At 68.4% G+C, this 26,250-nt stretch carries 26 protein-coding genes; 8 read left to right on the top strand and 18 right to left on the bottom strand.

What is annotated here, in order from left to right; translation table 11 throughout:
- From QZM72_RS11560 to QZM72_RS11570, 3 genes are all read right to left on the bottom strand, one after another.
- Positions 1-344: ATP-binding cassette domain-containing protein (locus tag QZM72_RS11560; protein WP_301738115.1), on the bottom strand; the 344-nt coding region annotated here is incomplete at its 3' end.
- An 11-nt stretch (positions 345-355) separates the two neighbouring features.
- The gene (locus QZM72_RS11565) at positions 356-2,107 is read right to left on the bottom strand and encodes an ABC transporter permease subunit (protein WP_089470148.1); all 1,752 of its coding nucleotides are present in this window, start codon (positions 2,105-2,107) and stop codon (positions 356-358) included.
- A gap of 86 nt (positions 2,108-2,193) precedes the next feature.
- Positions 2,194-2,379: a phosphate transporter gene (locus tag QZM72_RS11570; RefSeq protein ID WP_089470149.1), complete on the bottom strand. Its 186-nt coding sequence runs from the start codon at positions 2,377-2,379 to the stop codon at positions 2,194-2,196.
- Positions 2,380-2,633: 254 nt separating this feature from the next.
- On the opposite strand from QZM72_RS11570, the gene QZM72_RS11575 reads away from it, so the two are divergent.
- Positions 2,634-3,578, top strand: a complete 945-nt coding sequence (locus QZM72_RS11575) for a metallophosphoesterase (protein ID WP_301738116.1) — start codon at positions 2,634-2,636, stop codon at positions 3,576-3,578.
- Positions 3,579-3,597: 19 nt separating this feature from the next.
- Positions 3,598-3,939, top strand: coding sequence for a cupredoxin family copper-binding protein (locus tag QZM72_RS11580; RefSeq protein ID WP_301738117.1), 342 nt, complete (start codon positions 3,598-3,600; stop codon positions 3,937-3,939).
- Positions 3,940-4,091: 152 nt separating this feature from the next.
- On the opposite strand, the gene QZM72_RS11585 is transcribed toward QZM72_RS11580, so the two are convergent.
- A complete protein-coding gene (locus tag QZM72_RS11585; RefSeq protein WP_089470151.1) occupies positions 4,092-5,261 on the bottom strand; it encodes an alpha/beta fold hydrolase in 1,170 nt (389 codons plus the stop codon).
- 85 nt (positions 5,262-5,346) lie between these two features.
- A complete protein-coding gene (locus tag QZM72_RS11590) occupies positions 5,347-6,057 on the bottom strand; it encodes an HAD family hydrolase (protein ID WP_089470152.1) in 711 nt (236 codons plus the stop codon).
- Positions 6,058-6,304: 247 nt separating this feature from the next.
- Here QZM72_RS11590 and QZM72_RS11595 point away from each other — a divergent pair, with 247 nt between their 5' ends.
- Both QZM72_RS11595 and QZM72_RS11600 read left to right on the top strand, forming a co-directional pair.
- Complete coding sequence (locus QZM72_RS11595) at positions 6,305-6,613, top strand: helix-turn-helix transcriptional regulator (protein ID WP_011547377.1); 309 nt, start codon at positions 6,305-6,307, stop codon at positions 6,611-6,613.
- A gap of 81 nt (positions 6,614-6,694) precedes the next feature.
- Positions 6,695-7,756 (top strand): alkene reductase, encoded by a 1,062-nt coding sequence (locus QZM72_RS11600; RefSeq protein ID WP_301738118.1) that lies wholly within the window; start codon positions 6,695-6,697, stop codon positions 7,754-7,756.
- A gap of 18 nt (positions 7,757-7,774) precedes the next feature.
- Here the strand turns inward: QZM72_RS11600 and QZM72_RS11605 are convergent, their stop codons facing one another.
- On the bottom strand, positions 7,775-8,302 hold the full coding sequence (locus tag QZM72_RS11605; protein WP_301738119.1) for a GNAT family N-acetyltransferase: 528 nt from the start codon (positions 8,300-8,302) through the stop codon (positions 7,775-7,777).
- 87 nt (positions 8,303-8,389) lie between these two features.
- On the opposite strand from QZM72_RS11605, the gene QZM72_RS11610 reads away from it, so the two are divergent.
- Complete coding sequence (locus tag QZM72_RS11610) at positions 8,390-9,001, top strand: LysE family translocator (protein WP_089470155.1); 612 nt, start codon at positions 8,390-8,392, stop codon at positions 8,999-9,001.
- Positions 9,002-9,160: 159 nt separating this feature from the next.
- Entirely contained in the window at positions 9,161-10,117 is a 957-nt protein-coding gene (locus tag QZM72_RS11615; RefSeq protein WP_301738120.1) for a prolyl oligopeptidase family serine peptidase, read from the top strand.
- Here QZM72_RS11615 and QZM72_RS11620 read toward each other — a convergent pair whose 3' ends face one another.
- Positions 10,118-11,038 carry a phosphatidylinositol-specific phospholipase C gene (locus QZM72_RS11620; RefSeq protein ID WP_301738121.1) on the bottom strand — a complete coding sequence of 307 codons (921 nt, stop codon included), beginning with the start codon at positions 11,036-11,038 and terminating at the stop codon, positions 10,118-10,120.
- Positions 11,039-11,044: 6 nt separating this feature from the next.
- On the opposite strand from QZM72_RS11620, the gene QZM72_RS11625 reads away from it, so the two are divergent.
- Positions 11,045-12,067: a LacI family DNA-binding transcriptional regulator gene (locus QZM72_RS11625; protein ID WP_301738122.1), complete on the top strand. Its 1,023-nt coding sequence runs from the start codon at positions 11,045-11,047 to the stop codon at positions 12,065-12,067.
- A 32-nt stretch (positions 12,068-12,099) separates the two neighbouring features.
- Here the strand turns inward: QZM72_RS11625 and QZM72_RS11630 are convergent, their stop codons facing one another.
- The 11 genes from QZM72_RS11630 to QZM72_RS11680 form a co-directional block, all read right to left on the bottom strand.
- Entirely contained in the window at positions 12,100-12,960 is an 861-nt protein-coding gene (locus QZM72_RS11630; RefSeq protein WP_301738123.1) for a carbohydrate ABC transporter permease, read from the bottom strand.
- Positions 12,957-13,826, bottom strand: a complete 870-nt coding sequence (locus QZM72_RS11635) for a carbohydrate ABC transporter permease (RefSeq protein ID WP_124555964.1) — start codon at positions 13,824-13,826, stop codon at positions 12,957-12,959. Before QZM72_RS11635 ends, QZM72_RS11630 begins: the two co-directional genes overlap by 4 nt.
- Before the next feature lie 40 nt (positions 13,827-13,866).
- On the bottom strand, positions 13,867-15,105 hold the full coding sequence (locus QZM72_RS11640) for an ABC transporter substrate-binding protein (protein WP_301738124.1): 1,239 nt from the start codon (positions 15,103-15,105) through the stop codon (positions 13,867-13,869).
- A gap of 288 nt (positions 15,106-15,393) precedes the next feature.
- Complete coding sequence (locus QZM72_RS11645; RefSeq protein ID WP_301738125.1) at positions 15,394-16,602, bottom strand: porin; 1,209 nt, start codon at positions 16,600-16,602, stop codon at positions 15,394-15,396.
- 172 nt (positions 16,603-16,774) lie between these two features.
- Positions 16,775-17,713 (bottom strand): helix-turn-helix domain-containing protein, encoded by a 939-nt coding sequence (locus tag QZM72_RS11650; protein ID WP_301738126.1) that lies wholly within the window; start codon positions 17,711-17,713, stop codon positions 16,775-16,777.
- A 70-nt stretch (positions 17,714-17,783) separates the two neighbouring features.
- Entirely contained in the window at positions 17,784-18,389 is a 606-nt protein-coding gene (locus QZM72_RS11655; RefSeq protein WP_301738127.1) for a DUF3156 family protein, read from the bottom strand.
- Positions 18,386-19,888 (bottom strand): APC family permease, encoded by a 1,503-nt coding sequence (locus tag QZM72_RS11660; protein ID WP_301738128.1) that lies wholly within the window; start codon positions 19,886-19,888, stop codon positions 18,386-18,388. The genes QZM72_RS11655 and QZM72_RS11660 overlap by 4 nt, the downstream gene beginning before the upstream one ends.
- 237 nt (positions 19,889-20,125) lie before the next feature.
- Positions 20,126-21,466, bottom strand: a complete 1,341-nt coding sequence (locus QZM72_RS11665; protein WP_301738130.1) for an aspartate aminotransferase family protein — start codon at positions 21,464-21,466, stop codon at positions 20,126-20,128.
- Positions 21,467-21,518: 52 nt separating this feature from the next.
- Entirely contained in the window at positions 21,519-23,021 is a 1,503-nt protein-coding gene (locus tag QZM72_RS11670) for an aldehyde dehydrogenase family protein (protein WP_301738131.1), read from the bottom strand.
- Positions 23,022-23,242: 221 nt separating this feature from the next.
- Positions 23,243-23,971 carry a LuxR C-terminal-related transcriptional regulator gene (locus QZM72_RS11675; RefSeq protein ID WP_089470167.1) on the bottom strand — a complete coding sequence of 243 codons (729 nt, stop codon included), beginning with the start codon at positions 23,969-23,971 and terminating at the stop codon, positions 23,243-23,245.
- 162 nt (positions 23,972-24,133) lie between these two features.
- A complete protein-coding gene (locus QZM72_RS11680) occupies positions 24,134-25,012 on the bottom strand; it encodes a neutral zinc metallopeptidase (protein ID WP_089470168.1) in 879 nt (292 codons plus the stop codon).
- 429 nt (positions 25,013-25,441) lie between these two features.
- Here QZM72_RS11680 and QZM72_RS11685 point away from each other — a divergent pair, with 429 nt between their 5' ends.
- Positions 25,442-26,233: an SDR family NAD(P)-dependent oxidoreductase gene (locus tag QZM72_RS11685; protein WP_301738132.1), complete on the top strand. Its 792-nt coding sequence runs from the start codon at positions 25,442-25,444 to the stop codon at positions 26,231-26,233.
- Positions 26,234-26,250: the final 17 nt, after the last annotated feature.

Below are 26,250 nucleotides of genomic sequence, written 5' to 3' on the forward strand. Positions count from 1 at the left end.
GTGAGCCACGGGAACAGCGCGAAGGTCTGGAACACCATCGCGACGCCCTCGGCCGGGCCGCGCAGCGGCTTGCCGAGATAGGTCACCTCGCCGCCGGTCGGCTCGATCAGCCCGGCGATGATGCGCAGCAGCGTCGACTTGCCCGACCCCGAGCGGCCGAGCAGGCCGACGATCTCGCCTTCGCGCAGCGACAGGTTCGCGTCGTCGAGCACGAGCAGCTCGCCCTGGGTCTTGTTGAAGCCGCGGTTCACGTGCTCGACGCGCAGGATTTCTTCGCCGAGCCGCGGCGGCTGCAGCGGCTGGGACGTCTTGACGGGGGCGTTGATAACGGTCGAATTTTGCATCGCGCTTACTCTCAATCGAGACGGAGCCGGGATTCCGCATAGGCGTACATCGGACGCCACAGCAGGCGGTTGAACAAGGTAACGAACAGGGACATCACGGCGATGCCGAGGATGATCTTCGGGAAATCGCCGGCGGCGGTCGTTTGCGCGATATACGAGCCCAGGCCGTGCGCGACGACCTTCGTGTCGCCCCACTGCACGAACTCGGACACGATGCTCGCGTTCCACGCGCCGCCCGACGCTGTGATCGCGCCGGTCACGTAGTACGGGAAGATGCCGGGCAGCATCGCCTGGCGCCACCACTGCCAGCCGCGGATGCGGAAATTCTTCGTCGCTTCCTTGTAATCGTTCGGATAGGACATCGCGCCGGCGATCACGTTGAACAGGATGTACCACTGCGTGCCGAGCACGATCAGCGGCGACAGCCAGATGTCCGCGTTCAGGCGGAAGTGGACGATCACGATCACGAACACCGGAAACAGCAGGTTCGCCGGGAACGCGGCAAGGAACTGCGCGAGCGGCTGGATCTTCTCGGCCAGCTTAGGGCGCAATCCGATCAGCACGCCGAGCGGCACCCAGATCACCGATGCGATCGCGATCAGCACCAGCACGCGCAGCAGCGTGATGAGCCCGAGCACGAGCACGTGGCCGACCTCGGCCATCGTCACGCCGGTCGCGACGAAGCTGACGACGCGCCACGCGACGTACGCCGTCAGCACAATCACGAACGCGGCCCACGCGATGTCGCCGATGCGCGACGAACGAGGCGACGATGCGCGGCGCGCGCGCGTACCCGGCGACGGCACGCGCAGCGGAACCCGCGCGGCCTGCGACAGCAGCCAGCCGGCCGGCACGAGCAACTGATGGATCAGGTGCGTGCGGCGCATCATGTCGAGCAGCCACGATTGCGGCGCATCGCCCGACGCGGTGTTCTCCATCCGGAACTTGTCCGCCCACGCGACGAGCGGGCGGAACAGGAACTGGTCGTAGGCAAGGATCACGACCGACATCGCGACGATCACCCAGCCGACCGCGCCGAGATTCTTGTCGGAGATCGCCTGCGCGAGATACGCGCCGATGCCCGGCAGCGTGATCGTCTGGTTGCCGACGGTGATCGCCTCCGACGCGACGACGAAGAACCAGCCGCCCGACATCGACATCATCATGTTCCAGATCAGGCCCGGCATCGAGAACGGCACTTCGAGCTTCCAGAAGCGCTGCCACGGCGTCAGGTGGAAACCGCGCGACACTTCGCTCAGGTCGCGCGGCACCGTGCGCAGCGACTGGTAGAAGCTGAACGTCATGTTCCACGCTTGGCTCGTGAAGATCGCGAAGATCGCGGCCAGTTCGGCGCCGAGCACGCGCCCCGGAAACAGCGCGAGGAAGAACGTGACCGTAAACGAGATATAGCCGAGCACCGGCACCGACTGCAGGATGTCGAGGATCGGGATCAGCACCATGCCCGCACGGCGGCTTTTCGCGGCGAGCGTGCCGTAGACGAGCGTGAACGCGAGCGAGGCGACCATCGCGGCGAGCATCCGCAGCGTGGTGCGCAGCGCATATTCGGGGAGGTTCGACGGATCGAGCGAGATCTTCTGCGTCTGCAGCACGCCGATCGGCGCCATCGTCTCGTGAAAACCGACGATCGCCATCGCGAGTATGCCGATGATCAGCGGAAACGCGACCGCGTCCCAGCGGTTGGGCAGCACGCGCCACGCGGACGCGTTGGCGGTGCGATTCGGATCGAAGAAACGGATATCCATCGGTAGCGTCTTGTGTCTTGTGTTGAATTAAAAATCGATGGGTCCGGACGCGTGCCGCGCAGCCGGCGCCGCAGCCGCGGGGCGAATCAGGACTGCCCGTGCAGTGCGAGCGGCAGCACCGAGCCTTCCTTGACGAGGCGGAGACGGGCACCGGGATGACTGCCGACAGGGACGATGCCGCAGGCAATGATCGGAAAAGACAGCACGAGGCCCAAGGTGCGCATGCGGCGACCGACCGCACCGCCCGTGTCCGTTGCCGCGAGGTTCGCCATGAAGGGCTCCGGAGAGATGATTCGGAGTGGGAGGCTATCGGGCGGCCGTGACGCAAATGTGACGTGTCACTTACAGGACATTGACGGGTCATCCGGCGGGCGTCGCGCATCGCGCCGTCGGCCGCCCGCACGGAGGTTCGATCTCGCAACGATCGGGAATAAATCCGCCGCTTCGCCGGTATTGCAGGCGAAGGCGCCGGCTTATTCCAGGACGATCCGGCCGTCCGATTTCGTCACACGAATGCGAGGCTGACATGTCTTCATCGCTCCCCACCCGCCCGTCGCGCCGCAAGGCCCTGCAGTGCATGGCCTTCGGCGGGCTCGGCACGCTGTTCACGCTGTCGGGCGGCATCCTCACGCCGTTCGACCTCGCGCTCGCGCAGACCGGCGATGCACGACCGGCCGACACGGGCCGGCCGCTGTTCGTGCAGATCAGCGATACGCACATCGGCTTCAACAAGGACGCGAATCCCGACGTGTCGGCCACGCTGAAGCAGACGATCGATCTCGTCAACGGGATGCCCGCGCTGCCCGCGCTGGCGATCCACACCGGCGACATCACGCATCTGTCCAAGCCGGAGGAATTCGACCACGCGTCGCAATTGCTGTCCGCGCTGCGCGTGCCGGAACTGCACACGGTGCCCGGCGAACACGACGTCACCGACGGTTCGGGCGCCGAATATTTCGGCCGGTTCGGCAAGGCGTCGGATAATCGCGGCTATTACAGCTTCGACCACGCGGGCGTGCATTTCATCGCGCTCGTCAACGTGATGCACTTCAAGCCGAACGGGCTCGGCAGCTTCGGCGACGAACAGCTCGCGTGGCTCGCGCAGGACCTGAAAGGCCGCTCGTCGAGCACGCCGATCGTCGTGTTCTCGCACATGCCGATGTGGACCATCTACGAACCGTGGGGCTGGGGCACCGGCGACGCGCCGCAGACGATGGCGCTGCTGCGCCGCTTCGGCTCGGTCACCGTGCTGAACGGGCACATCCACCAGATCGTGTCGAAGGTCGAGGGCAACGTGACGTTTCATACCGCCCGCTCGACCGCGTTCCCGCAGCCGACGGCCGGCAACGGGCCAGGCCCCGTGCCACTCACGGTGCCGCACGACCGGCTGCCGTCGATGCTCGGCGTGACGACCGTCGAATTCACCGGCCATCCGGTTGCGTCGTCGCTGCACGACGCGACGCTCGCGTGACAAATATGAGGAGACCGATATGATCCGCTTCAATCCCTCTCGAATCCTCGCGGTGCTGATGCTGTGCGGCGCGGCCGCCGGCACGTCGCCCGCCGCGTTCGCGCAGGGCCCGGCCGGCCCGCTCGTGACGATCCGCAATTTCATGTTCTCGCCGATGTCGACCACGATCAAGGCCGGCACGACGATCACGTGGAAGAACCTCGACGCGGAGCCGCATACCGTCGTCAACGACGCCGGCATCTTTCATTCGAAGGCGCTCGACCAGGACGAAACATATTCGTTCCGCTTCGACAAGCCGGGCGTCTACAAGGTGTTCTGCGGGATTCATCCGTACATGAAGGAGACGGTCACCGTCGAATGACGCGGCTTGCCACGAACGCGCGGGCGAACGACGGGCGGCTGCCGCCTTCAATGGCCGTCGCCCCCTTCGCCCGCGACGCACGCGGCGCCGCCTACGATTCCTGCATTTTCCGGTCGATCGACGTTCGTCGCGGGCGGGCCTTGCATGCAGCCTCACTGCCCCGCTGCGCGCAGGTCCGGCGCGGTGCCGGCGACGACCGGACACGACTGCGGCACCGCGTGCCCGAACAGCACGGCCAGCCCGCAAGCGGACGTGAACATGCCGAGACCGTCATGCCCGACACCCGGCACTTCGACGACCTGTTGCGCGAGATCGTCCGGATGCCGCTTCTTCAGGTAATCGAAATAGGCGAGCCCGCGCGCCAGCCGGTACGGCCCCTGCGCCATCGCCGCGCATGAACGGTCGATGAAATGCGTGTATGGATTCGTGTCGGCCTGCCCGAGCAGGTACACGACATGGCGCGCGACGTAGCGCGTCTCGAGATCGCGCACGTCCTGCGACGCAACGTAAGGCGGCGCCGACTTCAACCCGTACTTCCATTCGGTCGCGCGCGGGCAGAGGCCGCCGGCCAGTGCTTCGGCATTCGGTCGGTCGTCGTCGAAATACAGGTAACTCGACGGGTTCGCGACCACGTAGCGCACGGCAATGCCGGTACGCGCGAGCGCGTCGCCTTCCCGCCCGGCCACGGCATAACGCTGCAGCAATTGTGCGCCGGCGGAGTGGCCAATCATGACGACCGAGGACAACGACGGATACCGGCCGCGGTCGGCGAAATGCGCGAGCAACGCGTCGAGCGCCGAGAACGAGCTGATCGGGCCCGGCTGGCGTGCCGGTTCGCCGCCCTTCCATCCTTCCTGCGTCCACGCGAGCGTCGATACGGGCAACGAAAACGCGCGCACGTCGGCGCGTGTCAGGAATTGCGGCGCGACCACCATCGTGCCCGCGCCGGCCGCACCGGCCTTTGCGACGACTGCGCGCCCCGATGCGTAGTACGCATCGGCATTACGCAGCGTGCCGTGAATCACGATGAACACGCGCGTGACGTCGGGCGCGGCCCGGTCGAGCGGATGGTCGGCGTAGACCGGCAGCATCGCGCTGCCCTGCGGCGTATCGACGGCCATGCGCTGATCGGCGACGGCCTTGACCGGCGCTTCGAGACGTTCGCGCCGCGTGGCCGTGGCGGCTTCGGCCGGCTGCGCGCCGGCCAGCGTGCACGCGGCGGCGCAGGCTACCGCGAACGGAACGGCGTATGACAGGGTACGCGTGGCCGGCAGCGCACACGAGCGTCGGAGACGGGCAAACGCGACGGAGAAGACGGACATGGCGGCGGCTCGGGTGGCAGATATGACTTGAACGGCGATGGTCGCAGAATCCGTCGCGCGCCGCCGGTCCGTGGCGAACAACCGGTCAGCCGGCCGGCTGCGCACCGCGTTCGGCGTCGACGCACCGTTCGCCCGAGCGGCACCGCATCTGCTGCACGATCCCGGCCAGTTCGCCGATATGCGTCGGCACCGCGCGCTTGCCGACGCGCGCCCACGCGTCGAACGACGTCATGCCGCTCACCGCGCCGACGAACGGCACGCCGGCACGCTCGGCTGCCAGTGCGTCCACCGCATGGTCGCCGACGTAGATTGCCGCGGCAGCAGGCAAGCCCAGCCGCGCCAGCGCCTGCACGAGCCCTTCAGGGTCCGGCTTGTGGCGCTGCACGTCTTCCCCGCCGATCAGCACGTCGACCAGCGATTGCAAGCCGTTGCGCTCGAGGATCGCCTCGATCCGGTAGCGAAACTTCGACGACACGATCGCGACGGCGAGCCCTTGCTCGCGCAACGCCGTGAGCAGCGGCGGCACTTCGGGATAGATCCGCGTGCCGGGCACCATGATCTCGTCGGCGCGCGCGACGAAGTGCCGCGCGAACGCATCGGCCCGCGCCGCGCCGGTTTCGCCCGTCAACGCACGGAACATGTCCGGCAGCGGCAGCCCGATCACGGCGCCGATCTGCGCGGGCACGGAGCCGGCGGCGCCGAGCTGATGCAACGCGTGCTCGGTGCACGCGACGATCGCGGCGGACGAATCCGCGAGCGTCAGGTCGAAATCGAATATGACGGCCCGGACAGACATGAAAGGACTCCATGAATCAAGCACGACGCCACGTATGTTACGCGGGCGGGGAGTGAGATTGCCGGCAAGACGACCCGAAAGCGCCGGTTCCGTCGACGTCGGCTCACGTCGCCGCTCATCCGGCCCCGAGATGACGGCTTCCTATCAACCCCATTGCCGGCAGTGCTTTCAAGCATATCGTCAAAATACGATATAAGATTCGCCCATCGACGATACTCGTTTGCCCGATCGAAACACCCAGTCTTCCATGCCGACCGAACTCGACATCGACGCGATCCTGAAAGCGCTCTCGAACCCCGTGCGCCGGGAGATCCTCGTCTGGCTGAAAACGCCCGGCGAGCATTTTCCGCAACAGACGCTGCCGTACGAACACGGCGTCTGCGCGGGCCAGATCGACGCGCGCTGCGGGCTGTCGCAGTCGACCGTCTCCGCGCACCTCGCGACGCTGCAGCGCGCGGGGCTCGTGACGTCGACGCGGATCGGCCAGTGGGCATTCTTCCAGCGCAACGAGGCCGTCATCGACGCATTTCTCGACGCCCTGCGCCGCGAACTCTAGCCAACGGCCGAACCGGCCATGCGGGGCGCCATCGCGCATGACGCGCAGGCTTCCCCGCCTTTCGTGAAGAGGTTATTTGCCATGCCCACGCTGTTCGATCCCGTTACCCTCGGCGACCTGACCCTGCCCAACCGCATCGTGATGGCGCCGCTCACCCGCTCCCGTGCGGGCGCGGCGCGCGTGCCGAATGCGCTGATGGCGCGCTACTACGCCGAGCGCGCGTCGGCCGGCCTGATCATTACCGAAGCGACGTCGGTCACGCCGCAAGGCGTCGGCTATGCCGACACGCCGGGCATCTGGTCCGACGAGCAAGTCGAGGGCTGGAAGCAGATCACGCAGGCCGTGCACGCGGCCGGCGGGCGCATCGTGCTGCAACTGTGGCACGTCGGCCGGATCTCCGATCCGATGTTCCTGAACGGCGACCTGCCGGTCGCGCCGAGCGCGATCGCCGCGGGCGGCACCGTCAGCCTCGTGCGTCCGCCGCGTCCGTTCGTGACGCCGCGCGCACTCGAACTCGACGAAATTCCGGGCATCGTCGCCGCGTACCGCAAGGGCGCGGAGAACGCGAAGGCAGCGGGCTTCGACGGCGTGGAAATTCACGGCGCGAACGGCTACCTGCTCGACCAGTTCCTGCAGGACAGCACCAACCGCCGCACCGACGCATACGGCGGCCCGATCGAGCATCGCGCGCGCCTGCTGCTTGAAGTGGTCGACGCGGCGATCGACGTGTGGGGCGCCGGCCGGGTCGGCGTGCACCTCGCCCCGCGCGGCGACGCGCATACGATGGGCGATTCCGATCCGGCAGCCACGTTCGGTTATGTCGCGCGCGAACTCGGCCGCCGCAAGATCGCGTTCATCTTCACGCGCGAATCGTATTCGGGCGACCAGTTGAGCCCGCGCCTGAAGGAAGCGTTCGGCGGCCCGCTGATCGCGAACGAGCAGTTCACGCTCGACACCGCGCAGGCCGCGCTCGCGAACGGCAGCGCCGACGCGATCGCCTGGGGCAAGCTGTTCATCGCGAACCCGGACCTGCCGCGCCGCCTCGAAATCGGCGCGCCGCTCAACCAGCCGGTGCCGGAGACGTTCTACGCGAAAGGCGAAACGGGCTACACCGACTACCCGGCCTTGAGCGACGCGGCCTGACGATGGAACGGCGCGGGTTCAGGCGTGCACGTCCGCCCGCATGAACACGCGCCGCGTTTCATCGAGACCCAGCGCGACGTGGTGCGCGCGGATCGCACGCAGCGCGTCGTCGAGCGCTGCATCGTCGATGATCCGGAAACCGAGGCGCGCGTAATACGGCGCGTTCCACGGCGCGTCGCGAAACGTCGACAGCACCACCTGCTCGACGTGCTCCCGCGCCGCACGCGCCCTCGCCTGCTCGATCAGGCGCGCGCCGATCCGCTGTCCGGCATGCGACGGCGCGACGTCCAGTTCCTCCAGATACAGCCGCCGCGCATCGAGCAGCCGGTAGAACGCGAACCCTACGCACGTGCGTGGCGGATCGACCGCCACATACGCGCGGCCCCCGTCGATGCGCTCGAGCACGGCAGCCGCATCGGTCGGCTCGCCGTCGGCGATGTCGGCCATGCCGATCTCGCGAAACCGCTGCGCGGCGGCGACTTCCACGGCGGCCATCGCGGCCGCGTCTTCACGCGTGGCGGGACGAATCAGGATCGATGCAGGCATGACGGCAATTCAGGCAGGCAGTCTGGAACGGCCGTCACTATAATCGAAACTTCAGACGTTTCGAACGCCCCACCTACGAGGCTTGCCATGACGTTGTCCGCACTCGCCGTCTTCGCCTTCGCCCTGCTCGTCACCGCCGGCACGCCCGGCCCGAGCGTCGCCGCGCTCGTCGCGCGCGTGCTGACGAACGGCGTGCGCGACGTGCTGCCGTTCCTCGCGGCCATGTGGCTCGGCGAAGCGCTGTGGCTCACGCTCGCGGTCGCGGGGCTGTCGGCATTCGCGCACACGTTCGCGACCGGCCTGACCGTGCTGAAGCTGCTCGGCGTCGCGTACCTGCTGTTCCTCGCGTGGAAGATGTGGACCGCGCCGACCGGCACGGATGCGGACGACCTGCCGCGCGGCCAGTCGCCGTGGCGCATGTTCGTCGCCGGCATGCTGGTCACGCTCGGCAATCCGAAGATCATGATCTTCTATCTCGCGCTGCTGCCGACCATCGTCGATCTCACGCACGTCGGCGTCGGCGCGTGGGCCGAACTGGTCGGCACGATGCTCGCGGTGCTGATCCTGGCCGACTGTTTCTGGTCGCTGCTCGCGTCGCGAGCCCGCGCCTTCCTGACGTCGGCGCGCGCAAAGCGGATCGCGAACCGCACGAGCGCGACCGCGATGGCCGGCGCGGCGGTGGCGATCGCGACGCGGTAGTCCGGCGCGCCGCACGACGCCAACGCCTGCCGCCCGTGATGTCACCGCCCGTGCGAACTCCCGCCCCACTCGCCGCACTATCGATTCCGGAATCCCCGCGCGCTGGCCCGGCCGGCGATCGGCAACAGCGATCCAGTCATGCCCCTGGAGGGATTCAACATGAAAAGCTGGCTGTCGGCTGTCCTGCTCTGCCTGTCCGCCACGGTCGCGCACGCGGCCGGTGTCAAGTTCATCCGGATCCCGGCCGATGCGATCGGCCCCGAACTGAAGGCGGCCGTGTGGACACCCTGCGCGGATGCCGCCCAGACGCTCACGATCGGTCCTTTCGAATTGAAAGGACGGCGCGACTGCCCGACCGTCGGTGACAAGCTGCCGCTCGTCGTGATCTCGCACGGGCATGGCGGCACGCTTCTCGGCCATCACGATCTTGCGCAAACGCTCGCCGATGCGGGCTACGTGGTCGCGGCCATCAACCATCCCGGCGACACCGCGCTCGACATGAGCCGCGCGGACGACATTCACGAGTTCGTCGAACGCCCCGTCGACATCAAGCGCCTGGTCGACTACATGCTCGCCCGCTCGGCCGACGCCGCGCGAATCGATCCCACCCGGATCGGCTTCTTCGGTTTTTCGCGCGGCGGCTATACCGGGCTGGTGCTGGCCGGCGGCAATCCCGATTACGTGCATGCGCCGGTCGCGTGCACGGACCCGACCTGGCTGATCTGCCGACAGATTCGCGACCGGGACCTCGTTCTTCCCACCCCGGCCCGCGATCCGCGTATCAAGGCCTACGTGCTGGCCGATCCGCTCGACGAATTCCCGGCCGCCGACACGGTGAAGAACGTCCGGGCACCGATCCAGCTCTGGGCCTCGGAAGAAGGGGGCGACGGCGTCGAACCGGCCACCGTCCCCGCGCTGGCCGGCCTGTTGCCACGGCGGCCGGAGTTCCACGTGGTCCGGAACGCCGCGCATTTCGCGTTCGTCGCGCCGTGTTCCGACGCATTGAAACGCATGTCGCCACGTGTGTGCGTCGATGCGAACGGATTCGATCGCGTCGCCTTTCACCAGACGTTCGACGCCCAAGCACTCGCGTTCTTCAACGCGAATCTTCGCTGACTAACAGCGAAACGCCTTGCGCCAGACACCCTGCTCCGGCGTGTAGTCGTTGCATTCGATCAACGCACGCACCAACCCCCAGTCGTCGTCATCGCAGAAATCGAGCAGCATCGCACCGTACGGGCCGGGCTGCTCGCGCAAGCGTTCGGCCAGTCGCGCATGAATGCCCTGCACGCGGCCATCCCCACGGGCGACCACCGACGGATTCGCGCCCATCCCCGTGCCGCTGCAGAAACTGATCGCCCAGCGGCCGCTGTCCGGCAGCGGCAGATGCGTCAGCAGCGCGTCGATCGCGCGCCACTTCCACGCGATCGACGCGGCCACCGGCACGCGATATTCGTCCTGAATCACGAATGCGCCGTCCGGATGGTCGATCGTAAACGTCGCGTTGTCGGGCCACGCGGTCAGGTCGATGCCGAGCGGCCGGCCGCTGCGAAAGCGCCGCAACAACACGACCGCGCCGCGCACGTCGCCGAGCGCGGGCAGCGTGCCGCCGGCATGCCAGCGCAGCCGCGGATGCCGCGCGCGATGCGCATCGAACGTCGCATCGAAACCGCGCGTGCATGCATGCGCCGGCCACTCGTCCTTGACCGACATCACGATGCATTCGCGCGGATGCGCTTCGAGAAAGCGCGTACAGGTGGCCAGCACGTCGTCGAACGTCATGCCGAGCGCGATGCCGCCGTGATGGATGTCGAATGCATCGCGCACGTGCCGGCAGCGGATGTCGAGCAGCCGCACGCCGTGGGCGAGCTGCGCATCGAGCGGCGCACGCTGCGTGCGCACGAGTAAATCGTCGACCGTATACGCACAGGTGTCATGGCTGCCCGGTAGGGTCAGCGTATGCAGCGGCCGCGCGTCGTCGAGCGCCGACATCCAGTCGGCAGGCGGCATGCACGTATCGTGGCGCGAAGGGATCATGAATCGATGAATGACAAGGAAAGAAAACCGTGGGTGACGGCCTCGGATGTCGCGGCGCGGGCCGGCGTCTCGCGCTCGGCAGTGTCGCGCGCGTTCTCCCCAACGGCAAGCATCGCGCCGCAAACGCGCGAACGCGTGATGGTCGCCGCGCGTGCGCTGGGCTATCAGGTCAACCTCATCGCGCGCGACATGATCACGCAGCGCAGCAGCATGATCGGCGTCGTGACGGCTGGATTCGAGAACCCGTTTCGCGCGCGGCTGCTGTCGGACCTGATGGCCGTGCTCGGGCAGCGCGCGCTCACGCCGCTCGTGACCAATGCGGAGGATCCGCGCCAGGTTCGGCAATCGCTCGAACAACTGCTCAGCTACCGGATCGCGGGGCTCGTGATGACGTCCGCGTCGCCGCCGCTGTCGGTCGCGCAACAGTATCTCGAACACCGGATCCCGGTCGTGATGATCAACCGCGAAGCGAACCTGCCGGGCGCCGATGTGGTCGTCAGCGACAACGCGGCGGCCGCCACCTGCGCCGCGCAGCGGCTCGTGCAGGCCGGCGCGCGCCGGCTCGCGTTCGTCGGGCCGCGCGGCACCAGCTACAGCGCGCGCACGCGCGCCGCGGCGTTCGAGCAGGCGCTCGGGCCACGCGATGCCTCCGACGCGACGCTCGTACGCGTGCTCGATACACCGTCCGACACCCACGCCAGCGGCGTCGACGCCGCGCGGCGACTGTTCGCGACCGGCGAGCGGCCCGACGGCGTGTTCTGCTCGTCCGACCTGCTCGCGCTCGGCGTGATCGACGTCGCGCGTCGCGAATTCGGCTTGTGCGTGCCGGACGACCTGCGCGTGATCGGCTTCGACGATATTCCCGCCGCCGAATACGATGCGTATCGGCTGACGACGCTGCGGCAGGACACGCGCGGCCTCGCGCACGCGGCGATCGACCTGCTCGCCGACCGGATGCAGACGTTCGACGGCCCGTCGCGCACGCGCGTGGTGCCGGTCACGCAGGTGGTGCGCGACAGTTGCGCGTGACGACGCAGGACGGGACGCGGCCAAGCCGCGCGTCACTTCAGCCCGCCCGCGAACCCGCGCAACAGGTAGCGCTGCACATAGCCGGCCACGGCCAGCGTCGGCAGCGACGCGATCAGCCCCGCGCTCATCAGGTCGCCCCAGTCGATGCCGTTCTCCGTCACGTAGCCGGCGATCGCGAGCGGCAGCGTGAAGCGGCTCGGCGTCGACACGAACAGCAGCGCGATCAGGAATTCGTTCCACGCCGCGATGAACACGAAAATCGCGGTCGCGATCAGCCCCGGCGCGCACAGCGGCAGCACGATCTGCACGAGCCGCCGCGCGAGCCCCGCGCCGTCGATGCACGCCGCTTCCTCGTATTCGATCGGCACGTCGCGCACGAACGCGAGCAGCATCCAGATCGCCATCGGCAACGCGTAGATCTGGTACGCGAGCATCAGGCCGAGCGTCGAATCGAGCAGGTGCAGCCGCTTCGCGAGCGCGAACAGCGGCACCGCGATCGTGATCGGCGGCATCAGCTTCAACGCCAGCACGAGCATCAGGAACAGCAGGTCGAGCCGCGCCGGAAACCGCAGCCGCACGAGCGCATACGCGGCCGGAAACGCGAGCGCCAGCGCGAGCAGCGTCGTGCCGAAGCCGACCAGCAGCGAATTGAACAGCGGCGCGCCGATGCCCTTCGACCATACCGACGCAAAATGCGCGAGCGTCGGCGCGGCCGGCCAGATCCGCAACGGATGATCGAGACGTTCGAGCGTCGGCATGAAGGCCGCGCCGGCCATCCACAGGCACGGCAACAGCAACAGGGCGAGCGCGACGACGCGCAGCGCCCATGGCACCGCGTGACCGAATGCAGCGCCCGTTCGTGCGCGAGAGATGCCTGCGGCTTGCGTCGTCATGCGCGCCGCTTGCGAACCGTCTGCCATACGTACCCCGAGACCAGCAGCGCGGACGCCGCGAGCATCAGCACCGACGCGGCACTCGCCGGCCCGACGTTGAAGAAGCGGAAGCCCGTGTCGTAGATATAGGTCGACAGCGTCTGCGTCGCATTGCCGGGGCCGCCGCCCGTCAGCGCATAGACCTTGTCGAACAGCTTGAACGTGTCGATCGAGCGCAGCAGCAGCGCGAGGCCGATCTGCGGGGCCGCGAGCGGCAGCGTGACGTCGCGCAGGCACTGCCACTCGCTCGCGCCGTCGGTGCGCGCGGCTTCGTACAGCTCCTGCGGAATCGATTGCAGCCCGGCCAGCACGATCAGGAACGCCATCGGCGTCCACTGCCACACGTCGACGAGCGCGAGCGACCACAGCGCGAGATGCGGATCGGACAGCCAGCGCACGCCTTCGATGCCGAACGCGGCGAGCAGCGCGTTCAGGAATCCGTCGAAGTTCAGCCAGTTGCGCCAGATCGCCGAGCACACGAGCGTGGACAGCATCATCGGCAGGATCGCGAGCGGCAGCGCGATGCGCCGGCCCGGAAACGCGCGCACGAACAGCAGCGCGAGGCCGAAGCCGAGCGCGACTTCGGCCAGCGACGCGACGATCGTGAAGCGCAGCGTGTTGCCGAAGCCGGCCGTAAACGCGTCGTCGCCGAGCACCGCGCGATAGTTCGCGAGCCCCGCGAACGCGCGATGGCCCGCCGAATAGTCGACCCGGCAAAACGAGTCGATCAGCACCTGCGCGACCGGATACAACGCGAGCGCGGCGAGCACCAGCAGCGCGGGCCCGAGCAGCGCGACGAACGGCAGGCTGCGGCCGAAGGCTTTCATGCGCGACCTCCGGTCAGCGGGTCGACGTCGACGTGCGCGGTCACTTGCCGGCCGCGGCCGTCGCCTGCGCGATCTTCTGCTGCGCCTGGCGCAGCGCGGCGTCGGGCGCGGCCTGCCCCGTCAGCGCGAGCTGCAACTGGTCGCCGAGAATGCTCTCGACCTGCTGCCAGTCGGTCACGCGCGGCCGCGCACGGCCGGCCTCGAGCGCCTTCAGTTGATCGGGATACCAGCGGTACTGGCGCACCAGCGCCGGATCGTTGAACACGCTGCGGCGGGTCGGCGGAATGCCGATGCCGGCGAGGCGCGTCTGCGTATCGCGCGAGCTCAGGTAAGCGAGGAAGTCCTGCGCGAGCTTCGCGTGCGGCGCGTCCTTCGGAATGCCCATCTGCCAGATGCCGAGCATCGGCGCCGGGCCCGCGGTCTGCCCGGGCGGCGGCTGCAGCGCGATCTGGCCGACCACGCGCGACTGCTTCGGATCGTCGAGCGCCGGCACCCAAGCCGGCCACACCTCGATCGACTGCGCGGCCGTGCCGCGCTGCAGCGCGTCGCGCACTTCGGCCGCGCCGTACACGTCGACGTCCTTCGGCGCGAACGCCTTCAGCGCGAGGAACGTCTTCAGCGCGGCCTGCGCTTCGCGCGAATCGATCGTCACGTTGCCGGCACGGTCGAACACGTCGCCGCCGTATGCCCACAGGATCGGCAGGAAGCCCGTGACGACCGGGTTGCCCTTCGTGCCGCGGAACACGACGCCCGACACGCTCTTGTCCGCGCCGCCGACGGTCCGCGCGATCTTCAGCACGTCGTCCCAATTGCGCGGCGGTTGCAGCTTGTACTTCGCGAGCAAATCCTTGCGGTACGCGAACATCTCGACGTTGCCGACGATCGGCAGCGCGTACAGCGCGCCCGCCGCGTTGCGGCCGAGCGCGACGGCGGACGGCACGAGATCGGCGTCGGCGAGCGACGCAGGCAGCGGCTTCAGCCAGCCGTTGCCGATGAATTCGGGCGCCCACGTGTCGTCCATCATCACGAGGTCGTACGCGCCGGTGCCTTCGCGCATCGACAGCTTCAGCTTCTGGTACAGGTTCGCGTTCGGCAGCTTGAGCAATTCGATGTCGGTGCCCGGGTGCAGCTTGGTGAAGCCGGCGACGGCGTCGGCGAGCCCCTTGCCGTAGATGTCGTCGCGGCCCGCGATGACGAGATCCGCCGCGAAGGCGTGCGTGGCGACAACGGATAACGCAACGGCGGCGGACAGCGCGCGCAGGCGACTCAGCAGGGTCATGTGGTCTCTCTCGATCGGCGTGTGGAGCGGAACGGTCATGCGTTGCACACGTGTGCAACGCCGGCGACACGTCGGGTCGCCTGAAGCGTCGTCATTGTTCACGCAGACCGTGAAGGTATTGTGGCAACCCGCAAAACCGGGCGACCTGACGCACGCATTCCCTCTCCAGGCCCGTTCAGTCGAGCAGACGGACGGTTTTTTCAGACATCGCTTTCCATCATCCGACCGTCTCCGCCTCCATGCGCCGGCGGCACGCGACCGGCGTGCCGCCGCCAACCGCATTCAGCGTCAAAAGTTCACACGAATCCCCGCCATCACCGCCAGTTGCCGGCTCGAATTGCTGTTCGCGAGCACCGGAATCTGCGCATAGTTCGCCGCGTTGCCGTCCGCGTCGGTGCCGAGCCCCGTGCCGCTCGCGATCTGGCCGATCGCGACCGCATACAGCGCGGTGCGCTTCGACAGGCTGTAGTTCGTGCCGACGTTCAACTGGTGGAAGCGCGTCGTGCCGCGCCCGTCCGTATGCGCGGCGTTGAAGATATACGCGACGCCGCCCTGCCATGCCGGCGTGAACATGTACGTGACGTTCAGCTCGCCGATGTCGAACGTGAACGCCTGCGTGCGCGGCTGCGCGGCGGTGGAGAAATAGCGGCTGTCGCCGAGGCGCGTATGCGTGTAGGTCAGCGCGACCGTCGCCGCGCCGAGCGTGACCGACCCGCCCGCGCCGAACGCGCGCATCGAGCCGGCATCCTGGAGCAGGCAATACATCGCTCCCGGGTTGCTGCACGCGAAATCGCCGATATAGCCGCTCGTGCCGCCGAGCGCCGCGTCGAGCGGCTGATGCAGGTCGAGGTAGCCGACCGAGAACGCCACCGGCGAGCGCGTGTACGTCGCGGCCACCGCATAACCGCGCTTCGCGGAAAAATCGCCGGCCTGCCCGCCGAAGCTGAACGTGCCGCCGAACGTGAGGCCGTTGAAATCGGCGCTGGTGAACTTCACAGCGTTGTTGAAGTTGAATGCGGCATTCAGGTTGTCGACGTCGCCCAGATGCGAGCCGTACGGCGTCGCCCAGTTGTTGCTCGATACGTACGCGCCGAGCATGTCGGTGTACGAGTCGTATTGCCGGCCGAGGCCGAGCGTGCCGATCCCGTCCTGGCGCAGCCCGACCCAGGCCTGCCGGCTGAACGCGGTGCCGCCCTGCAGCGCCTGCCCGTTCGCGGACAGGAATTGCTGCTCGAGCGTGAATACCGCATCGAGGCCGCCGCCGAGCGGCTCGGCGCCCTGGAAGCCGAAGCGCGACGGCACGAGGTTGCCGCCGCCCATCTGCCACGCATGGCCGCCGCCCGTGCTGCCGTCGGCGCGCGTGAACTGCTGGTTCGTCGAGTAGATGATGCCGGTGTCCACGGTGCCGTACAGCGTCACGCTTCCCGAAGTCTGCGCGTGTGCGTGCAGGCAGCCCAGCATGGCCGCGGCCGCGGCCAGTCGTCGTCCGTTCTTCATGTCCCGCCCCTCAATGGTCATCGGTTGGCAGTGCAAACCGACGGTGTTGTCGATATGGGTTGGCAGGACTTTATCCAGCGAAAATTCCGGACCTCTATCCCAAATCAGCAAACCGTGATGGGGACGGGCAATACACGACGGCGCCCGGCGGCGGCGCCACGGTGGGAAGGCGTCAGTCGGGACGCAAGGTTTGCGACGGCAGCTCGCCGAACAGGTCGCGATACTCGCGCGCGAAATAGCCGAGATGCGTGAAGCCCCAGCTCGCGGCGGCTTCGCCGACGCCGAGCTGCTGCGCCGACGTCGTGCGCAGCAGGCGGCGCACCGCGTTCAGCCGGATCGTGCGCAGGTAGCCGACCGGCGTGACGTCGGCCACGCGTTGAAAGCTCGTCTGCAGCGTGCGGCGGCTGCAGCGCAGTACGCGGCACAGTTCGAGCACGGTGACGGGTTCTTCGGGCCGCTCGCGCAGATGCTTCTCGCAGCGGCTCACGATATCGCTGTAGGTGGCGTGCGTGATGTCGCGGCGCTCGACGTCGATGCCGTGTTCCAGCGCATCGAGGAACATGCCGAGCATCGCGTCGCGAAACATCTTGCGGGTGGCCGCATATTCGAGGCAACCCGGGTTGCGCTGCGCATCGTCGATCAGCGCCGACAGCCGCGCGCCGAGCGCGACGCCCTGCGCGTCGGACAGCCGCGTCACGTGCCGCAGCCTGCGCGCGGCGGCCGCGCCGAATTCGGCTTCGCACAGCTCGTCGACCATGTCGGACGCCGCGCTGATCCCGACGAGCCCCATCCCTTCCGGCGTGTGGAATTCGAAATCCTCGCCGGCGCGCAGCGCGAGCAGCGCATAGCCGTCGACCGGCTGGCCCTGGAACGTCCCCGCGAGCGGCACGGACAGCGGCACCGCGAGCGACGTGCGCCCGACCGGTGCGAGGCCGGTTTGCGCGACGCGGCGGTTGGTCGTCTCGCGGAAGAAGTGGAAATCGTCGTACAGCACCTGCGTGACGGTGCCCTTGAAGCGGCCCGGCGTCATCTGACGGTACACCTGATGCCAGCCCGCGATCGCGAGCCCGTGATCGTGCACGTCTTCGTGTGAGCGTGACTGGAACAGCATCGGCGTCTCCGGTAAAACCCTTGGGTGCTGGATGCGGCCGCCGGGTTCGCACGGCACGCATCGCCACAGCTTACCCTCGCAAAATCCTGCGTAGTACGGTTTCGAACGCAAGACAGGCCGCCGACAGCGCGGCGGCCTGCTCGTCGATCAGCCTGACGTAACGGCGAAACGACGGCATCCGGTTCACGATCTCGCTGCCGCCGAACGGCACGATCGCGAGGGTCCAGCGGCCGTCGCGCGCGCCGATCGCGCAGTCGGTCAGGTGCAGCCGCTGCAGCGCGCCGGCCAGCGCCGGCTCGGCAAGCAGCGCGGCCAGCGTGTCGACGAACACAGGGTCGCATCCGGACACAAGCGCGGCATCGATGCCCGTGCGGCGCAACCAGCCGGTCTGCCGCACGCGCGCGCCGCCCTGCGCGGCCGGGCCGTCAGCCGCCACCGTCACCATCACGTTGACCGTATGCATCAGGAACTGGCGCTCGATGCACTCGTCGACGCTCACGCGCACGCCGTTCGGCAGCCGCGCCGTGACGCCGCCGACGCCGCCGACGCCACCGGCATCGTCCGCATCGCGCACGGCCCGCAGATCGGCGAGCACGCGCGCGGCGATCGCGCCGGGCCGATGGCCGGGCGGCGGCGCATCGGGCGCCGCGCGCCACCGGACGAGCGCGGCCTTCACGATGCGACGTGCTCGTTGCGCAGCACGTCCTCCACCGGCACCGGCCTGAACGGATGCCGGCGCTGCACGACGAGCGTCCAGAACAGCGCATACAACGCGGTGAGCCCCAGCATCGCGCCGAACGGCACGTAGATGTCGCGCGCGTTCATGCCGGGCGGCGTGATGTACCAGATCGCGAGCACGATCCCGACGCTCGACACGATCTGCGGCAGCGGGAACAGCGGCGAACGGTACGGCCGCGGCAGGTCCGGGCGGCGGATGCGCAACATCACGACCGACGCGGTGACGAGCAGGTACGCGGTGCCCCATGCGCAGGTCGCGGCGAGCACGAGGTGCAGGATGCTGTCGAGATTGCCGTTGATCAGCCATGCATGGAAGATCGGCACGATCGCCGACGCGACGATGCCGACCACCGGCGTCTTGAAACGCGGATGCAGGTATGCGAAATAGCGCGGCAGCGCGCCGTCGATCGCCATCCCGTACAGGATGCGCGGCAAGCCGGCCATCAGCGTGTTGATCGTCGCGGCGCCCGCGCACAGGAACGCGATGCCGAACCAGATCCGCCCGAACGGCCCGAGCACCTGCAGCGCGAACGCGGGAATCGCGCCCGGCGTGTCGAGCAGGTGCGTGAGGCCGTCGGGGCTCACCGGCACGTTCGCGACCTGGCGGCGGATCGCCGCGCCGTACAGGAACATGCAGATCGCGACGCCGACGAGGCCGAGCGCCATCGCACGCGGGATCGTGCGGCCCGGCGCCTTCATTTCGGGCGCGAGCGGCGTGACGAACTCGCAGCCGACGAACATGAACATCGCCATCCCGACCAGCGACAGCACGGCCGGGACCGACGTGCCGACTTCCGAGCCGCCGAACCAGCCGTCGAGATGCACGGCCGGCGCCGCAGCGAGACCGAGAATCCCGAAGATCATCAGCGACAGCCACATGCCGGCCGTCAGCACGATCTCGAGCTTGCTGAACACCTTGATGCCGATGATGTTGGTGATCGCGAACGTGACCACGAGGCCGACGCCGACGAGCCACGAACTGTTGTGCTTCTCGAGCGCGGCGTTCAACGATTCGAAGTTCACGAGCGCCATGATGCCGCTCAGGATCGTCTCCGCGGTGCCGGCGAACACGTGCACGAGGAAATACGCGGAGATCGTGCCGGTGATCGCCCAGAAGCGGCCGAGCCCGCATGACAGGTAATCGTAAACCGAGCCGGCCGTCGGCAGCATCGCGGCGGCTTCGGAGAACGTGGTGGCCTGCGCCTGCATCATCACGAACGCGATGATCATCGCGACCGCGAACGCCCAGCCGCCCATCCCGAAGCCCGACGTCGCGGTGAGGATCACCGGGCTCGCCATGATGAGCCCGACCGCGCTCGCCAGCGCGGTCGGAAAACCGACCGCACCGGCGTTCAATGCGGTGCCGCCGCCTGCTTCAGCCGACGCACCGGCGGACGTATCGCCCGCGGCGCCGGTCATTCCCGACCATCCCGACATCGTTGTCTCCTTCGTGGGTTGCCCCGAACCGGCGCTTCGTCGGCGGTCGGGGCCAGATGCTGTGCGGTCGGCCCCGGGCGGTGCTTCAGCGCGTCGATTCCGGGGCCCCTCGTCGATCACGGCGTGATCCGATGTCGAAAAAATACGCAGGCAAAATAATCCGGTCATAGCGCAAATCGGCAAACCCGCGATGGCGTTTACCCGCCGCCTCGGGTTGGCCGTCGCGCGGTCAGGCCATCAGGCGAACGGCACGGCCTCGAAACCGGCCGCGAGCGCGTCGACGATCCGGTCGAGCTGCTCGCGCTGGATCACGAGCGGCGGCGACAGGATGATCTTCGTGCCGACCGGGCGCACCAGCACGCCGTTCTCGCGCGCGACTTCCGCGACCGCGTTCGCATAGCCCGACAGCGGGTCGATCGGCTCGCGCGTGTCCTTGTTCGCGACGAGATCGAGCGCGAGCATCAGCCCCTTGCCGCGCACCTCGCCGACCGCCGCGAAGCGTTCCGGGAAAGAGTGAAGCGCTTCGAGCAGATACGCGCCCTGCTTCGCCGCATTCGCCGGCAGGTCTTCCTTCACGACGATGTCGAGGCTCGCGATCGCGGCCGCGCATGCGACCGGGTGGCCGGCGTATGTGTAGCCGTGCATGATCGCGCCGCCGAAATCGGCGTTCGCGGCGAACGCGTCCTCGATCCGCGCGTTCACGACCGTCGCGCCGAGCGGCACGTAGCCCGACGAAATCCCCTTCGCGAGACACATGATGTCCGGGCGCACGCCCCAGCCGCGGCTGCCGAACAGGCTGCCGCTGCGGCCGAAGCCCGTCACGACCTCGTCGGCGATCAGCAGCACGCCGTAGCGGTCGCACACCTCTCGCACCAGCGGCCAGTAATTGGCCGGCGGCACGATCACGCCGCCCGCGCCCTGGATGGGCTCCGCGATGAACGCGGCGACGGTGTCCGGGCTCTGGAACTGAATCTCGCGCTCGAGCATTTCCGCGCAGATCCGGCCGAGTTCCTCCGGGTCCTGCGTGAACGGGTTGCGGTACAGCCACGGCGTCTCGACGTGGAAGCAGCCGGGCAGGTTCGGCTCGTAATTGCGGCGGAACACCGTATTGCCGTTCACCGACGCGCCGCCGAAATGCGTGCCGTGATACCCCTGCTTCAGCGAGATGAACTTCGTGCGATCCGCCTGGCCGCGCACCTTCCAGTACTGGCGCGCGATCTTCAGCGCGGTCTCGATCGAGTCCGACCCGCCCGAGCTGTACAGCACGCGGCGCATCCCTTCCGGTTCGAGCATGTCGATCACCTTCTTCGACAACTCCTCCGCGCGCGGATGCGAAATGCCGTCGAACAGCTGGAAGTATTCGAGTTCGTCGAGCTGGCGCACGATCGCGTCCTTCACTTCCCGGCGGTTGTGGCCGACGTTCACGTTCCACAGGCCCGCGACGCCGTCGACGAGCTGCTTGCCGGTTTCGTCGAATACGTAGCAGCCGTCGCCGCGCACGATGCGGATCGGCTTGCGCTGTTTCATGTCGTTCGGGTGCAGCATCGGATGCCAGAATTTCGCTTCGTTGTAGCTCATTGCAATCTCCACGGTCGGATCGGTTTTCGCGGTTTTGGGATTGGCCCGCGCGTCAGTGCGCGATGCAGACGGATTTGGTTTCGGTGAAGCCTTCGATCGCGTACTGGCCGAATTCGCGGCCGATGCCCGATTGCTTGTAGCCGCCGAACGGCATCGACGGATCGAGCGGGATATGGCAGTTCACCCACACGGTGCCGGCTTCGATCCGCGGCACGAGGTTCATCACGCGTGTCAGGTCGTTGCTCCAGATGCTCGCGGCGAGACCGTACGGCGACGCGTTCGCGAGGCGCACCGCATCGGCCGCGTCGTCGAACGGCACGACCACGATCACCGGGCCGAATACCTCGTCGTGGACGATCGCGCTGTCCGGGGGCGGATCGGCGATCACGGCCGGCTTCACGTAATAGCCGGGCAGGTCGTCGGCCGGCGTGCCGCCCGCGAGGAACGTGAGGCCCGCGCGGCGCGCGCCTTCGATGTGCTGGACGACCTTGTCGCGATGGTGCGCGGACACGAGCGGGTTGATCTGCGCGGTCGTGTCGAGGCCCGCGCCGAGCTTCATCGACTGCGCGACGCCCGCGAGGCCGTCCGCGAGCTGCGCGAACTTGCTGCGATGCACGTAGATGCGCGACGCGGCCGCGCACACCTGCCCCTGGTTGAAGAATGCGCCGGCAGCCACCCCGTCGAGCGCGTGCGCGACGTCGACGTCGTCGAGCATCACGATCGGGTTCTTGCCGCCGAGTTCCAGCGAGAAGCGCGTCATGTTCTGCACGGCCGCCGCGCCGACCAGCTTGCCGGTCGCGGTCGACCCGGTGAACGAGATCTTCGCGATCGACGGGTGGCTCGCGAGCGCCGAACCGCAGACGCGGCCGCCCGTGACGACGTTGAACACGCCCGGCGGCACGCCGGCTTCACGCGCGAGTTCGGCCAGGCGCAGCGCGGTGAGCGGCGTTTCCGGCGACGGCTTCAGCACGATCGTGCAGCCGGCCGCGAGCGCGGGAATCAGCTTCCACACCGCGATCATCAGCGGGAAATTCCACGGCACGATCGCGGCGACCACGCCGACCGGCTCCTTGCGCGTATAGGCCGTATAGCGCGCGCCGGGCGGGAACGGGATCGACACGTCGAGCGTCTGGCCGGTGATCTTGGTCGCCCAGCCGGCCATGTAGCGCACGTATTCGACGCTCGCGCCCACTTCGACCGCGCGCGACACGTGAATCGACTTGCCCTGGTTCAGCGTTTCGAGCTGCGCGAGCGTTTCGGCGTCGGCTTCGATCAGGTCCGCGAGTTTCAGCAGGATGCGTTCGCGGTCGGCCGGCCGCAGCCCGCTCCAGACGCGCGCGTCGAACGCGCGTTTCGCACTGGCGACCGCGCGGTCGACGTCGTGTGCGTCTGCATCGGCGACGGTCGCGAGCCGCTCGCCCGTGGCCGGGTCGTGCACGTCGAGCCGCGCCGCCGCGTGCGCGGGCTGCATGGCGCCGTCGATGAAGAGGCCGAAGTCGCGCGCAACGAAGGTGCGCACGGTGTCGCTGACGGCGACGAAGTTCGTGTTGCTCATGGGCGTCTCGTTGATTGTCGTGGCTGGACCGTGTGCCGGTGAGCACGCGGGCGTAGGACCACTGTATCGACGAGGATTCACGCCGGGTGAGCGCAAATTGGCAGCGCGTGGGGGAATCAGATGCGTGTGAGCCGGACGCGCGCAAGCGTGGCGTCGCACCGGACGAACGCCGCGTTATCGTCCAACGGAATGACGCGATGTGATTGCGGAGAGGGAAAAACTTACAGGAACAGCGCGCCGACCAGCTCCGTGCGATTCGACACGCCCAGCTTCCGATACATCCGCATCAGGTGAGTCTTGATCGTCGGTTGCCCGAGCGCGAGGTCGCGCGCGATCTCCTTGTTCGAGCGGCCGTCGCGCACGAGCCGCGCGATTTGCTCCTCGCGGTAGGTGAGCCGTTCCTCGCAGGCGATCCGATGAATCCCGCGCCGGGCGCGCAGCAGCGGGCTCAGCGCGGCTTCGGCCACCGGCTGCAGACGCGCAAGCGCGTCGATCTCGCCGGGGGCGAACCGCCCCGCCGTGCCGTTGCCGTGCGCGTCACCGAGGCCGAAGCGCAACAGCGAAAACGCGCCCACCGTGCGGCCCGCGTCGCGCAGCCAGATTTCGACGACGTCGGCCACGTCGTGCCGACGCAGGAAGCGGGTCCAGTACGCGGACGCGCCGCGTCGTTCGTCAGGCAATTGCGACGCGAGCGTGACGACCGCGCTTTCGCCGGCCGCGCAGCGCGACGGATGCAGCGGATCGAGCATCCGGTAGCGCGCGACATAGGTGCGGTGCATCGATTCCGGCATCCCGAACAGTTCGAAATCGGCTGCCTCGCCGCCCTGGTCGAGCCGGTAGAACACGATTGCGGACGGGCTCGCGAATGCGTCGAATGCGTCCACGCACGCGCGCAGCGCGCGTTGCCAGTCGGCGGGAGCGTGGTCGGCGGGAGCGGAGAAGGTCGGCATGGGGATCGGCGGGCACGCGAAGGCGTCGAATTTCGACTGCCTTGCCAGCCTAGTGGCGCCGAAACGCGCCAGTGAGCGCAAATCGGCAATTCGTCCCGGGGCGGCCAGGGCGGCCGGTTCGACCGGGACGATACGGGCGCGCGAAGGAATCCGCGCCTCGTTTCAGCGAGCGTTCGCGGCGAACGTGTCGCAGGCGCTCACCTCGCCCGACTCCATCCCGCGCCGCAGCCAGTACACGCGCTGCTCGCTCGTGCCGTGCGTGAAGCTTTCGGGCACGACGTAGCCCTGCCCTTGCTGCTGCAGCCGGTCATCGCCGATGGCGGCCGCCGCCTTCAATCCCTGCTCGAAGTCGCCCGGCTCCATCAGCCGCTGGTTCGCGCGCTGCGCGTTATTCGCCCACACGCCGGCAAAGCAGTCGGCCTGCAACTCCATCCGCACCGACAGCGCGTTCGCGCGCGTCTGGCTCGAGCGCCGGCGCGCGGCGTCGACCTTGTCGGCGATGCCGAGCAGGTTCTGCACGTGATGGCCGACTTCGTGCGCGATCACGTAGGCCTGTGCGAAATCGCCGCCCGCGCCGAAACGCTTGCGCAGCTCGTCGTAGAAGCCGAGATCGATATATACGTTGCGGTCGCCCGGGCAGTAGAACGGCCCCATCGCGGTCTGGCCGGTGCCGCACGCGGTCGGCGTCGAGTTCGTGAACATCACGAGCTTCGGCGGTTCGTACTGCGCGTGCAGCTGCGTGTTGAACACGCCCGTCCACGTGCGTTCGATATTGCCGAGCACCTTGCGCGTGAACACCGCGCCGGGATCGTTCGCCGGCGCGCCCTGGTGCTGGGTCGGCGCGGGCTGCGCCTGCTGCTGGCGGCCCTGCAGCGCCGATGCGCCCTCGAGCACGACGCGCGGGTCGATCCCGAAGAAATACGATGCGGCCAGCGCGATCACGATCGTACCGATGCCGATCGTCGCGCGCCCGCCGCCGAACCCGCCGCCGCCGCGTCGATCCTCGACGTTGGCGCTTTCTCTTTCGTCGTCCAGCCTCATTGCCGGCCCCTCCCTGTTCTTGTCGATGGCCCGGCCGCGTCAGCGCGCAACCGGGCGATACGCCGTGGCGACATGCGCCGTCGGCGGACGCGATACCTGCGCATCGGACGCCCGTTCCCGTCGATCCGGCCTGCCGCGCCATTGCTTGGCGCGCCCGTGCCGGCCGCACCATTCGTACGACGGAATCGGCCGGCCGACGGGCGCGCGTCGTCGCGCGCGGCCGCTCACGCTATTTTGCCGGGCTTTCGCGGCTTATCGCAAAAATGTGGAGGATAGAGCGATTCGGCGGCGGACATCGTCAGCCTTTGCAAAATGGGCCACGGTGGCCGCGCCTGGCCGTCCGGACGGCGCCCGTTCATCCTTTCGGCGGATACCGGCGCGTGCCGGCGCCGCCTAAAGTAGCCGGAACGCATCTTCCCGGAGCACGACATGACACACCCGCCACCCCGTACGATCGCGATCACCGGCGCCGGCACCGGCATCGGCGCCGCGTGCGCGCGCCGCTTCGCCCGCCGCGACGAGCGCGTCGTGCTGATCGGTCGCCGCCAGGCGCCGCTCGACGCACTGGCTGCCGAAACGGGCGGCCTCGCGCTGGCCGGCGACGCCGCCAGCCCCGCCGACTGGGCCGGCTTCCTGCCGCGCATCGCCGAACGCTTCGGCCGCATCGACGCGCTCGTCGCATGCGCGGGCGGCCATGGCATCGGCCGCGCCGACGAAACCGACGACGCGCAGTGGCGCGACGCGATGCACGCGAACCTCGACACCGCATTCGTCAGCGCACGCGCATGCCTGCCCGACCTGATCGCGCAGCGCGGCAATATCGTGCTGGTCGCGTCGATCGCGGCGCTCGCGGCAGGCCCCGGCGTATGCGGCTACACGGTCGGCAAGCACGCGCTGCTCGGGCTGGCGCGATCGCTCGCACGCGACTACGGCCCGCACGGCGTGCGCGCGAACGCCGTCTGCCCGGGCTGGGTCCGCACGCCGATGGCCGATGCGGAAATGGCGCCGCTGATGGCCGCGCACGGCGATTCGCTCGACGATGCATACGCACGCGTGAGCGCCGACGTGCCGCTGCGGCGCGCGGCCGATCCCGACGAGATCGCGGCCGTCTGCGCGTTCCTGGCATCGCCGGACGCGTCGTTCGTGACCGGCGCGACGCTCGTCGCGGACGGCGGCGCGACGGTCGTCGACGTGCCGACGCTCGCATTCGACCGGCTTTGACGCCGCAGGAACGCGTC

Source organism: Burkholderia sp. AU45388 (assembly GCF_030481585.1).
GTDB lineage: Bacteria > Pseudomonadota > Gammaproteobacteria > Burkholderiales > Burkholderiaceae > Burkholderia > Burkholderia sola.

Excerpts from the sequence above, each read along its gene's own strand:
- QZM72_RS11565 (WP_089470148.1), bottom strand. The coding sequence starts at position 2,107 with ATGGATATCCGTTTCTTCGATCCGAATCGCACCGCCAACGCGTCCGCG.
- QZM72_RS11680 (WP_089470168.1), bottom strand. The coding sequence starts at position 25,012 with ATGAGGCTGGACGACGAAAGAGAAAGCGCCAACGTCGAGGATCGACGC.
- QZM72_RS11615 (WP_301738120.1), top strand. The coding sequence starts at position 9,161 with ATGAAAAGCTGGCTGTCGGCTGTCCTGCTCTGCCTGTCCGCCACGGTC.
- QZM72_RS11595 (WP_011547377.1), top strand. The coding sequence starts at position 6,305 with ATGCCGACCGAACTCGACATCGACGCGATCCTGAAAGCGCTCTCGAAC.
- QZM72_RS11630 (WP_301738123.1), bottom strand. The coding sequence starts at position 12,960 with ATGACGACGCAAGCCGCAGGCATCTCTCGCGCACGAACGGGCGCTGCA.
- QZM72_RS11675 (WP_089470167.1), bottom strand. The coding sequence starts at position 23,971 with ATGCCGACCTTCTCCGCTCCCGCCGACCACGCTCCCGCCGACTGGCAA.
- QZM72_RS11660 (WP_301738128.1), bottom strand. The coding sequence starts at position 19,888 with ATGTCGGGATGGTCGGGAATGACCGGCGCCGCGGGCGATACGTCCGCC.
- QZM72_RS11575 (WP_301738116.1), top strand. The coding sequence starts at position 2,634 with ATGTCTTCATCGCTCCCCACCCGCCCGTCGCGCCGCAAGGCCCTGCAG.
- QZM72_RS11670 (WP_301738131.1), bottom strand. The coding sequence starts at position 23,021 with ATGAGCAACACGAACTTCGTCGCCGTCAGCGACACCGTGCGCACCTTC.
- QZM72_RS11645 (WP_301738125.1), bottom strand. The coding sequence starts at position 16,602 with ATGAAGAACGGACGACGACTGGCCGCGGCCGCGGCCATGCTGGGCTGC.
- QZM72_RS11640 (WP_301738124.1), bottom strand. The coding sequence starts at position 15,105 with ATGACCCTGCTGAGTCGCCTGCGCGCGCTGTCCGCCGCCGTTGCGTTA.
- QZM72_RS11585 (WP_089470151.1), bottom strand. The coding sequence starts at position 5,261 with ATGTCCGTCTTCTCCGTCGCGTTTGCCCGTCTCCGACGCTCGTGTGCG.
- QZM72_RS11650 (WP_301738126.1), bottom strand. The coding sequence starts at position 17,713 with ATGCTGTTCCAGTCACGCTCACACGAAGACGTGCACGATCACGGGCTC.
- QZM72_RS11570 (WP_089470149.1), bottom strand. The coding sequence starts at position 2,379 with ATGGCGAACCTCGCGGCAACGGACACGGGCGGTGCGGTCGGTCGCCGC.
- QZM72_RS11590 (WP_089470152.1), bottom strand. The coding sequence starts at position 6,057 with ATGTCTGTCCGGGCCGTCATATTCGATTTCGACCTGACGCTCGCGGAT.
- QZM72_RS11665 (WP_301738130.1), bottom strand. The coding sequence starts at position 21,466 with ATGAGCTACAACGAAGCGAAATTCTGGCATCCGATGCTGCACCCGAAC.
- QZM72_RS11580 (WP_301738117.1), top strand. The coding sequence starts at position 3,598 with ATGATCCGCTTCAATCCCTCTCGAATCCTCGCGGTGCTGATGCTGTGC.
- QZM72_RS11635 (WP_124555964.1), bottom strand. The coding sequence starts at position 13,826 with ATGAAAGCCTTCGGCCGCAGCCTGCCGTTCGTCGCGCTGCTCGGGCCC.
- QZM72_RS11610 (WP_089470155.1), top strand. The coding sequence starts at position 8,390 with ATGACGTTGTCCGCACTCGCCGTCTTCGCCTTCGCCCTGCTCGTCACC.
- QZM72_RS11685 (WP_301738132.1), top strand. The coding sequence starts at position 25,442 with ATGACACACCCGCCACCCCGTACGATCGCGATCACCGGCGCCGGCACC.
- QZM72_RS11620 (WP_301738121.1), bottom strand. The coding sequence starts at position 11,038 with ATGATCCCTTCGCGCCACGATACGTGCATGCCGCCTGCCGACTGGATG.
- QZM72_RS11600 (WP_301738118.1), top strand. The coding sequence starts at position 6,695 with ATGCCCACGCTGTTCGATCCCGTTACCCTCGGCGACCTGACCCTGCCC.
- QZM72_RS11605 (WP_301738119.1), bottom strand. The coding sequence starts at position 8,302 with ATGCCTGCATCGATCCTGATTCGTCCCGCCACGCGTGAAGACGCGGCC.
- QZM72_RS11625 (WP_301738122.1), top strand. The coding sequence starts at position 11,045 with ATGAATGACAAGGAAAGAAAACCGTGGGTGACGGCCTCGGATGTCGCG.